Annotated in this window: 10 protein-coding genes; 8 read left to right on the top strand and 2 right to left on the bottom strand. The window is 68.6% G+C overall.

Annotated features, from left to right (window positions below; translation table 11 throughout):
- Window positions 1-218: 218 nt before the first annotated feature.
- The 7 genes from thrC to GVN67_RS25865 all read left to right on the top strand — a co-directional run bounded on the left by thrC (window position 219) and on the right by GVN67_RS25865 (window position 6956).
- A complete protein-coding gene (gene thrC, locus GVN67_RS25895) occupies window positions 219-1445 on the top strand; it encodes a threonine synthase (protein ID WP_160000208.1) in 1227 nt (408 codons plus the stop codon).
- Window positions 1446-1450: 5 nt separating this feature from the next.
- Window positions 1451-2695: a D-amino acid dehydrogenase gene (locus GVN67_RS25890; RefSeq protein WP_160000207.1), complete on the top strand. Its 1245-nt coding sequence runs from the start codon at window positions 1451-1453 to the stop codon at window positions 2693-2695.
- Between the two features lie 127 nt (window positions 2696-2822).
- Window positions 2823-3719: a transporter substrate-binding domain-containing protein gene (locus tag GVN67_RS25885; protein WP_160000206.1), complete on the top strand. Its 897-nt coding sequence runs from the start codon at window positions 2823-2825 to the stop codon at window positions 3717-3719.
- A 68-nt stretch (window positions 3720-3787) separates the two neighbouring features.
- Window positions 3788-4453 (top strand): amino acid ABC transporter permease, encoded by a 666-nt coding sequence (locus GVN67_RS25880; protein ID WP_368667264.1) that lies wholly within the window; start codon window positions 3788-3790, stop codon window positions 4451-4453.
- A gap of 12 nt (window positions 4454-4465) precedes the next feature.
- Window positions 4466-5143, top strand: coding sequence for an amino acid ABC transporter permease (locus GVN67_RS25875; RefSeq protein WP_235035501.1), 678 nt, complete (start codon window positions 4466-4468; stop codon window positions 5141-5143).
- Window positions 5144-5157: 14 nt separating this feature from the next.
- The gene (locus GVN67_RS25870; protein ID WP_160000204.1) at window positions 5158-5937 is read left to right on the top strand and encodes an amino acid ABC transporter ATP-binding protein; all 780 of its coding nucleotides are present in this window, start codon (window positions 5158-5160) and stop codon (window positions 5935-5937) included.
- A 134-nt stretch (window positions 5938-6071) separates the two neighbouring features.
- Window positions 6072-6956 carry a Hint domain-containing protein gene (locus GVN67_RS25865; RefSeq protein WP_160000203.1) on the top strand — a complete coding sequence of 295 codons (885 nt, stop codon included), beginning with the start codon at window positions 6072-6074 and terminating at the stop codon, window positions 6954-6956.
- 137 nt (window positions 6957-7093) lie between these two features.
- Here the strand turns inward: GVN67_RS25865 and GVN67_RS25860 are convergent, their stop codons facing one another.
- Window positions 7094-7306 carry a DUF4287 domain-containing protein gene (locus GVN67_RS25860; protein WP_160000202.1) on the bottom strand — a complete coding sequence of 71 codons (213 nt, stop codon included), beginning with the start codon at window positions 7304-7306 and terminating at the stop codon, window positions 7094-7096.
- A 64-nt stretch (window positions 7307-7370) separates the two neighbouring features.
- A complete protein-coding gene (locus tag GVN67_RS25855) occupies window positions 7371-8972 on the bottom strand; it encodes an ABC transporter substrate-binding protein (RefSeq protein ID WP_235035499.1) in 1602 nt (533 codons plus the stop codon).
- Window positions 8973-9144: 172 nt separating this feature from the next.
- Between GVN67_RS25855 and GVN67_RS25850 the strand changes: the two genes are divergently transcribed.
- Window positions 9145-9729 (top strand): deaminase, encoded by a 585-nt coding sequence (locus GVN67_RS25850; RefSeq protein WP_160000200.1) that lies wholly within the window; start codon window positions 9145-9147, stop codon window positions 9727-9729.
- The last annotated feature ends 32 nt before the right edge of the window (window positions 9730-9761 follow it).

Below are 9761 nucleotides of genomic sequence, written 5' to 3'. Positions count from 1 at the left end.
GTGGTCATCGACGCCGGCAACGGCGACACCCTGACCTTCGCCAACACCACCATCAGCAGCCTGACGGCCGACCACTTCCTGTTCGGCCCGGTCTGATCCGGACCCACGGCCCCCTCGGGGGGCGTGGCGCCTGGCCGGCGGATCCCCTGGATCCGCCGGCTTTTTTTATGCGCGGTCCCGGGGCATGCTCGGCGCTTGCTGGGAGGCTCCGACAAGACATGCTGTTGCGCTGCGTCCTCTGTGCCGCCGGGCATCCGTCCACCCTCCGCTATGCCTGCGGCCGCTGCGGCGGGCTGCTGGAGGTGGTGGGCGAGAGCGGCCTCGCCCCGCCCCCCGGCGCGCTGGGGATGTGGCGCAACGCGGCCCGGCTGTCGGTCGCCGACCAGGCCGCCATCGTCTCGATGGGCGAGGGCGACACCCCGCTGCTGCGCGCAAGGAAAGTCGAGGCCCAGCTGCCCGGCTTTCAGGGAGAAATCTGGCTGAAGGACGAGACGCGCAACCCCTCGGGCTCCTTCAAGGACCGGCTGGTGAGTGCTGCCATCTCCAAGGCGATCGAGTTGGGGGCGCGGGGCGTGGTCTGCGCCTCGTCGGGGAATGCCGGGGCGTCGGTGGCGGCCTATGCGGCGCGGGCGGGGATGCCGGCGCTGATCGTGGTGCCGGCCGCGACGCCGGACGGCAAGGTCACGCAGATCGCGGCGCATGGCGCGGTGCTGCTGAAGGTGCCGGGGCATTACAGCCGCTCCTATGACCTGGCCATGGCGCTGGCCGAGCAGGAGGGCTTCGCCAATCTCACCACCACCTTCCTCAATCCCTATGGCGTCGATGCGCTGAAGCTGGTGGGCGCCGAGATCACGGCGCAGCTCGGCGGCCGGACTCCCAGCCACGTGCTGGTGCCGACCGGCAGCGGCCCGCTGGTCAAGGGCGTCGCCCAGGGTTTCGCGCAGGCGGAAAACCCGCCGAAGCTGATCGCCGTCCAGGCCGAGGGCTGCGCCCCCATCGTCCAGGCCTTCGAGGCGGGGGCCGAGGCGGTCACCGCCTGGGGCATGCCGCAGACCATCGCCTCGGGCATCAGCGACCCGCTGATCGGCTATGAGGGGGATGGCAGCTACACGCTCAAGCTGGTGCGCGACAGCGGGGGCCTGGCGGTCGCCGTCTCCGACGACCAGCTGCGCGACGCCATGCAGACGCTGGCGCAACAGGAAGGCCTCTATGCCGAGCCGACCGGCGCCAGCCCGATCGCGGCGTTGAAAAAAATCTGGGCGGAGGGCCGGCTGGACGCGCAGGCCATCGCCGTCTGCATGATCACCGGGCACGGCTTCAAGGATGTGCGGGTGTATCAGGCAATGCCGGCGCGCAGCCATCTGGTGGATGACCCGGACGACCTTGCGGCGGTGGCGCGGCTCTGTTCCTCTGCCCTCGCGGAACAGGGCCGGGCGAGGGGCTGACGACGATGCGGATCACCATCCTGGGCGGCGGCGTGATCGGCGTCGCCAGCGCCTATTGGCTGCAGCAGCAGGGCCACCAGGTCACCGTGCTGGAGCGGCGCGAGGGCGCCGGGCTCGAGACCAGCTGGGGCAATGGCGCCATCATCCATGTCAGCTCGGTGCAGCCCTGGGCGGCGCCCGGCGTGCCGATGAAGGTGCTGAAATGGCTGGGGCAGGAGGACGCGCCGATGCTGCTGCGCCTGTCCGCCCTGCCGAAGATGTGGCGCTGGGGCCTGGGCTTCCTGCTCGCCTCCGGCGCCGGGCGGCACAAGGCGGGGGCGCTGTCCAACCTGGAGCTGGCCTTGCTGTCGGCCCGCAGCATGGCGGAGATCCGCGCGGCGACGGGCGTCGAATACGACTATGCCGGCCACTGCGTGATCAAGACCTTCGCCGATGCGGCGACGCTGCAGGCGGCGGCGCTGGCGCATGAGCAGCTCGCCCCCTTCGGCCTGGAGACCGAGCGGCTGGACCGCGCCGGCTGCATCGCGCGCGAGCCGGTGCTGGCCGGCGTCGCCCCGGAGGCGCTGGCCGGCGGCCTGTATTTCCCGCAGGACGAGGTCGGCGACTGCAACAAGTTCAGCCAGGGCCTGGCCGCCTGGTGCGCGGCGCGGGGCGCCGATTTCCGCTTCGGCGTCACCGTGCGCGACCTCGTCGTGCGCGGCGGCCGGGTGGTCGGCGTCGCCACCGACCAGGGCGAGGTCGAATCCGATGCCGTGGTGGTCGCACTCGGCAGCCACGCGCCGGCGATGCTGAAGAAGCACGGGATCGACGTGCCGATCTATCCGGTGAAGGGGTTGTCGGTCACCGCGCCGCGCAGCGTCTGGCCCGAGGGGCCGCGCCACGCCATCCTGGACGACGCGCATAAATTCGCCCTCACCCCGCTGGGCGACCGCTACCGCATCGTGGGCTCCGCCGAGGTCGCCGATTACGACACGACGCCGTCCCCGGTCCGCATCGGCGCGCTGATGAAGAACGTCGGAACAATGTTCCCGCAGCTGGCGCGGGCGCATGAGGCGCCGGGCGCGGTGCAATGGGCGGGGCTGCGACCGATGGTGCCGGACGGGCGGCCGCGCATCGGCGCCACCCGGGTCCAGGGGCTCTATATCAATGGCGGGCATGGCCATACCGGCTGGACCATGGCGGCGGGCTCCGGCAGGCGGCTGGCGGAAGTGTTCGAAGCTCGCGCCAACAACCCTGAGCCGGTTGCTTGAATCCGGGTGGCCGGGTTTTTGCTGATGACCGCGCAGGGGTCTGGCGGCGCGCCGGGAAGCATGGCTAGCTAAGGCGCATCCCAGGCATGCCCTTCAGACATGCCGTGGCACAGCAGGGGGACCGACGATGGACCAGAACGACGAGAAGACCAGCCTGGAGCGGCGCGGGCTGTTCGGCATGGGCGCGGCCGGCGCGGCGCTGGGCGGGGCTGCCGCCCTGTTCGCCCCGCGCGGCGCCATGGCGCAGACGGTCGGCCGCAGCAAGCTGCAGACCATCAAGGACCGCGGCCGGCTGATCGTCGGCACCGGCAGCACCAACCCGCCCTGGCACTTCGAAGGCGCCGACGGCAAGCTGCAGGGCATGGATATCGACCTGGCCCGGCTGCTGGCCAAGTCGCTGTTCGACGACCCCACCAAGGTCGAGTTCGTGCTGCAGGGCTCGGATGCCCGCATCCCGTCGCTGATCACCGACAAGGTCGATATCGTCGTCCAGTGGATGACGGTGACCCCGGGCCGCGCGCAGCAGGTGGAATTCACCATCCCCTACTACCGCGAGGGCGTCAGCCTGATGATGCTGGCGCGCGGCGGCAAGTACACCAAGTTCGACGAGCTGAAGGCGGCCGGCGGCACCGTCACCGTCGGCGGCATGCAGAACGTCTTCCTGGAGGAGTGGATCCGCAAGGCGCTGCCCCAGGCCAAGGTCGATGCCTTCGAGAGCCCGGATGCCGTGCTGCAGGCGCTGAACGCGCGGCGCATCGACGCCTATATGGCCGACCAGTCGGCGATGCGCTGGCTGATGGCCCAGGCCCCCGGCCGCTTCGTGGATTCCGGCTATGGCTGGATGCCCAATTCCTATGCATCCGCGGTGAAGCCGGGCGACCCGGTGTGGCTGAACTGGGTCAACACCGTCTACAAGGAAGCGATGATGGGCGTCGACTTCGACTATTTCGCCGCCTCCTACAAGAAGTGGTTCGGCATCGAGCTGGCCATGCCCAAGGTCGGCTTCCCGGCCGAATTCTCCTGACCTGACCATGGCGCGGCGGGGGATGACCCCCGCCGCGCTTCCGCTTTCCCCAGCGCCGAGGCGGCATGATCAATTACCATTTCGACTGGAGCGTCATCGCCCGCAACATGGACCGGTTCCTGGCGGCGCTGGGGCTCGGGCTGGGGCTGGCGGTCATCTCGCTGATCATCGGCTGCGTGCTGGGGCTGGTGGTCGCCTATGCCCGGGTCTCGGGCAAGAAGTGGCTGTCGGGGCCGGCCTGGTTCTATGTCGAGCTGATCCGCTGCATGCCGCTGCTGCTGCTGATCTTCTTCGTCTATTTCGGCCTGCCGGAATTCGGCATCTACTTCCTCGACAAGACCCAGAGCTTCGTCCTCACCCTGTCGCTCTACGCCGCCGCCTATATGAGCGAGGTGTTCCGCGCCGGGCTGGCCTCGATCCCGAAGCAGTATGTCGAGGCGGCGAAGGCCATCGGCATGCGGCCCTGGCAGCGGCAGCGCTGGGTGGTGCTGCCGGTGATGTTCCGCATCACCCTGCCGTCGATCAGCAACAACCTGATCTCGCTGTTCAAGGACACCTCGCTCGCCGCCGCCATCGCGGTGCCGGAGCTGACCTTCCTGGCCCGCCAGGTGAACGCCAACACCTTCCGCGTCATGGAGGTCTGGCTGACCGCCAGCGCCATGTACCTGGTCACCGCCTATCTGCTGGCCACCCTGCTGCGCCTGGTCGAGCGCCGCTACGCCAGCATCCGCTGAGGAGGGGCCGCGATGGATTTCTCGATGACGCCGGGCACCTTCCTGTTCGAGGCCTGGCAGGCGCGCTTCTCCCTGCTGAACGGGCTGGCGGCGACGATCAGCAGCTCCGCCGTCACCATCGTGCTGGCGACGACGCTGGGCATCCTGGTCGGCGTCACCCTGGCCTATGGCTGGTGGCCGCTGCGGCTGCTGGCGCGGCTCTATGTCGACTTCATGCGCGGCATCCCGGTGCTGGTGCTGATCCTCTTCACCTATTACGGGTTGGCGCTGTTCGGCATCAACGTGCCGGCCTTCTGGGCGGGCGTCATCGCGCTGTCGGCCTTCGCCACGGCGCATGTGGCCGAGAACCTGCGCGGCGCCGTGCAGTCGGTCCCCGCCGGGCAGATGGAGGCGGCCAAGGCCATCGGCCTGCGCTTCGACCAGCGGCTGCTCTACGTCATCATCCCCCAGGCCTTCCGCCGCATGCTGCCGCCCTGGGTCAATACCGGGCTGGAGGTGGTCAAGGGCACCACCCTGCTGTCGGTGATCGGCGTGGTCGAGCTGCTGCTGGCCAGCCAGCAGGTGATGGCGCGCAACTACATGATCATCGATTTCTACCTGCTGGCCGGGGCCATGTACCTGGCGGTGAACTTCGCCCTGGCGCAGCTCGGCGGCATGCTGGAGCGGCGCTTTTCCTACCTGCGCTATTGAGGAGCCGGCACGGCATGGTCGAACAGGTGCTGCTGCGCGCGATCGGCGTGCGCAAGAGCTTCGGCGCGCTGGAGGTGCTGAAGGGCATCGACCTGGAGGTGCGCCAGGGCCAGGTGGTGTCGCTGATCGGCGCCTCGGGCTCCGGCAAGACGACCTTCCTGCGCTGCGTCAACATGCTGGAAGAGCATGACGCCGGCGATATCCTTCTCGATGGCGACCCGATCGGCTACCGCGTCGACGGCGGCAAGCGCCGGCGGATGAGCGAGACGGCGGTCTCCGCCCAGCGCGCCCGCATCGGCATGGTGTTCCAGCAGTTCAACCTGTTCCCGCATCTGACGGCGGAAGAGAACGTCATGCTGGGGCTGACCAAGGTCCTGGGCAAGACCAAGGCCGAGGCGAAAGACATCGCCGGCCACTGGCTGGGCAAGGTCGGGCTGGAGGCGCGGCGCGGGCACTACCCCTACCAGCTCTCGGGCGGGCAGCAGCAGCGGGTGGCGATGGCCCGCGCGGTGGCGATGGAGCCGCGTCTTCTTCTGTTCGACGAGGTCACTTCCGCTTTGGACCCGGAGCTGGTCGCGGAAGTCCTGCAGGTGATGAAGGCGCTGGCGGAAAGCGGCATGACCATGCTGGTGGTCAGCCACGAGATGCTTTTTGTGAGAGACGTCTCCCACCATGTGGTCTTCATGGATCAGGGGAAGGTGGCCCAGGCCGGGGCGCCGAACGAGGTGTTTGGCAACCCGGAAAGCGAGCGGCTGCGCAGCTTCCTGGGGCGGTTTCACGGGTTGTTTGGCTGAAGGCCGCAGGGCGCCCCCGGCGGCCTTGGCGCGCAGGATGCAGGCTGGATCGAAACAAAACTCTCCAGCTTCAGCGGAGCTTCGGGCATAACGTGTAAAAACCGCGTAATTTTCCGTTGTCCCCGGAGAGACCGATGCCCGCCAGCTATACAAGCCAGTACTTATATAGGCTGTCGTATGACTCGGATGCTGGAAAATTCAAGATACTCAGCCTGTGGTTCGACACGCCGATCACCGTCGTCGATCCGGACGATGACAACACCCTCAGCGGGACGCTCAACTACAATGGGGACGGTCCGGACATCGAGTATCTGGGTCATACCAATGATGGCTGGCTCGGTCAGGACGACTTCTATGGCTATCTGTTCCACACCAACACGGCCTACCAGCAGGGCGATTTCCTGGACATCAGCACCGAGCCCTTCGTCGTCTGCTTCATGGCGGGGACCCGCATCGCGACCCCGCTTGGAGAGCGGGTCGTCGAGGCGCTGACCCTTGGCGACGAGGTGCTGACCGCTTCCGGCGAGACCCGGGCCATTCGCTGGATCGGCCGGCAGCGGGTCACGGCTTTCTTCGCCGACCGCCAGCGCAGCGGGCCGATCCGCATCGCCGCCGGCGCCCTGGGGGAGGGGCTGCCGCGGCGCGACCTGCTGGTCTCGCCCGACCATGCGCTGCTCGTCGACGGGCTGCTGGTGCAGGCCGGCGCCCTGGTGAACGGCAGCAGCATCCGGCGGGAGGCCGATCTGCCGGAGACCTTCACCTACTTCCATGTCGAGCTCGAGGATCATGCGCTGATCCTGGCCGAAGGCGTGCCGGCCGAGACCTTCGTCGACAACGTCACCCGCCGCCGCTTCGACAATTACGCCGACTATGTCGCGCTGCATGGCGAGGCGTCCGCCGCCACGGGCGAGCTGGCGGTCCCGCGGGTTAAGTCGCCGCGCCAGCTGCCGCCGCGGACCGCCGGGCGCCTGCAGCGCCGGGCGCTGGAGATGGGCCTGTGCCGGGCGCAGGCGGCATAGGCGCAGCCTGACGGGGCGGCCCGGGCCTTGCCGCGCCCATCGCGGCGCGGAAACCGGAAAACCTGCTTCGCCGCGTTGACGTTCATCGCCACGGGGTATTCATCCGCCCGCGGCGCGCAGGTCATGCCGCCAGCGGCTTAATCCCTCGCTGCCGCCAGACTATGCGCCACCAGCGCATTGGCATGGCCATGGCCCATGCCATGGTCGTTCTTCAACATGGCGACCAGTTCCATGTGCTTCGCGGGCAGGTGCCGGCGAATAAGCTCCTGCCACGCCAGGACAGGCTTTCCGTACCGCTTCTCGATGGCCGGAAAGTAGGAAGCCGGTCCCTTCACCGCAGTGTCGGCCACGACAGTCCCCTTCCACCGTCTGCAGCCGCCGCGCCCACCGGGCGCGGCAAGCCGGACAGAAAAATCAGCCCGCCTTCTTCACGCTCATCGCCAGCGTCAGCTCATCCGCCCGCGCCTCGTAGGTCATCGGCCCGCGCAGCGCCCAGATGTTCTTCTGCATGTGCAGCGGCACCAGGCCGAGCTCCTGCATCGCGATCTTCATGGCTTCCTGGAACAGCTGGTCGCGCTTGGTGTCGTCCGCCGTGCGCAGCCCCTCCATCGTCAGCTCGTCGACCCGGGCGTCGGAGAAGCCGTTGAAGTTGGTGGTGCCGAAGCCCTTCTCCGGGATGCGGGTGGTCAGCACGCCCTTCAGCGCGGTGGACGGCTCGCCGCTGGTCGCCCAGCCGATCAGCATCGCCGACATGTCGTTCTTCGCCTGCCGCTGCGCCAGCACCGAGAAGGGCACCGCGTCCACCGTCGTGGTGACGCCGATGCGCTGCCACATCTGGCCGATCGCCTGGATGATCTGCGCGTCGTTGACGTAGCGGTTGTTCGGCCCCAGCAGCGAGATCTTGAAGCCGTTGGGATAGCCGGCCTCGGCCAGCAGCTTCTTGGCGCCGTCGACGTCCAGCGCCTGCACCGGGATGTTGGGGTTATAGCCCAGCGCGCCCGGCGGCATCATCTGCCCGGCCGGGGTGCCGACGCCCTGCATCACCCGCTCGACGATGCCGGCGCGGTTGATGCCCATGCTCAGCGCCCGGCGCACCCGCAGGTCGCGCAGCGGGTTCTTCGTCATCGGCTTGCCGTCATTGTCGAAGATGTAGGGGGAGACCTCGTGCTCCACGTCCAGCTTCAGGTAGATGCAGCGCAGGCTCGGGATCTCGGAGAAGGAGATGCCCTGGGTGGTGCGCAGCCGCGGGGTGTCGGAGGGCGGCACCACGTCGATCATCTGCACGTCGCCCGACAGCAGCGCCGCGACGCGGACGCCGTTGCTGGTGATGAAGCGATAGGTGACCTGCGCCCAGTCCGGCTTGTCGCCCCAGTAGCTGTCGTTGCGCGTCATGACGATGCGGTCGTCGGGGCTGTAGCTCTGCAGGCGGAACGGCCCGGTGCCGATCATGGCCTTGCCGTTGTTGAAGTCGCCGGTCGCCACGTTGTCGCCGACCGACTTGCAGATGATGAAGATGTTGTTCATGTCATAGGGCAGCAGCGGGTAGATCTCGGCGGTCTTCATCCGGATCGTGTGCGGGTCGACGATCTCGGTCGTGACCACGGCCCGCGAATACATGCTGAAGCTGCCCGGGCTGTTCACCACGTTGGGCACGCGCTTGAGGGTGAAGACCACGTCCTCGGCCGTGAAGTCCTGGCCGTTGGAGAACTTGACGCCCTTGCGGAGCTTGAACTCCCAGGTGGTGTCGTCGACCAGCTTCCAGGATTCGGCCAGGCCCGGCTGCAGCTTGGCGGCCGCGTCGCGGTCCACCAGCTTGTCGAAGAAATGGGCTGCCACCGCGTTGTTGGGCGACAGCGTGTGGTAGTGCGGGTCCAGCGAGGTCGGCGGCGCCGCCACCGCCAGCGTCAGGTTCTGGCTCGGCGCCTGGGCGCGGGCGGCCTGGCTCGTGCCGGCCAGCAGGGCGGCGGTGGGCAGGGCGAACAGCGCGCGGCGCCGCAGGTGCAGTTGATCGGCCAAGGTCGTCTCTCCGGTCTCAGGATGTGAAGCTGCGGTCCCTCGCGGCGCCTGTTCCCGGCGTCCTGCGTCTTGGGCAGGATTGCGCCATGGCCGGGGGCAACGGTCAACGCCTTGCTTTGGGCTGGCGGCACCCACAGGTGTGGACGACACGAATCGCGGCGCGAGGCAGGCCATGAGCAACCCGAACAGCTTCCAGGGCCGGCCGGAGAAGCTCGCCCGCTGGGACGAGCGCTACCTGGGCCTGGCCAACCACATCGCGCAGTGGTCGAAGGACCCGCGCGCCAAGGTGGGCGCGGTGCTGGTGCAGCAGCGCTATGCGCGGATCGTGTCCACCGGCTTCAACGGCTTCCCCGCCAATGTCGAGGATTCCGCCGAGCGGCTGCAGGACAAGGCGCAGAAGCTGCAGATGATCCTGCATGCCGAGCAGAACGCCCTGCTGCATGCCGGGCGGGAGGCGCGGGAATGCGACGCCTATGTCGTCGGCAAGCCGGTTTGCAATGTCTGCGCCACGCTGCTGATCCAATCGGGCGTGCGGCGGGTGGTCGCCGCCGCGCCGCGCTCGGGCACCGACAGCTACTGGGACCGGGTCGGGCTGCTGGCGATCGAGATGCTGCGCGAGGCGGGGGTGGAGTTCACCGCCATCTCCGGCGAGCAGCTCGACCGGCTGGGGCTGAACCGTGACGAGGCGCGGCGCGCCCAGGACCCCTTCGGCCAGCACCAGCCGGCCTTCGACTTCGGCCCCGGCGACGGCGCCTGAGCGGAGCGGGGGCCAGCCCCCCCCCCCTGGCG

Origin of the sequence: Roseomonas sp. 18066, assembly GCF_902706185.1 — a bacterium.
Lineage (GTDB): Bacteria > Pseudomonadota > Alphaproteobacteria > Acetobacterales > Acetobacteraceae > Pseudoroseomonas.
The sequence above is the reverse complement of the archived record's forward strand: the minus strand, read 5'-3'. Positions and strand labels throughout refer to the sequence as shown.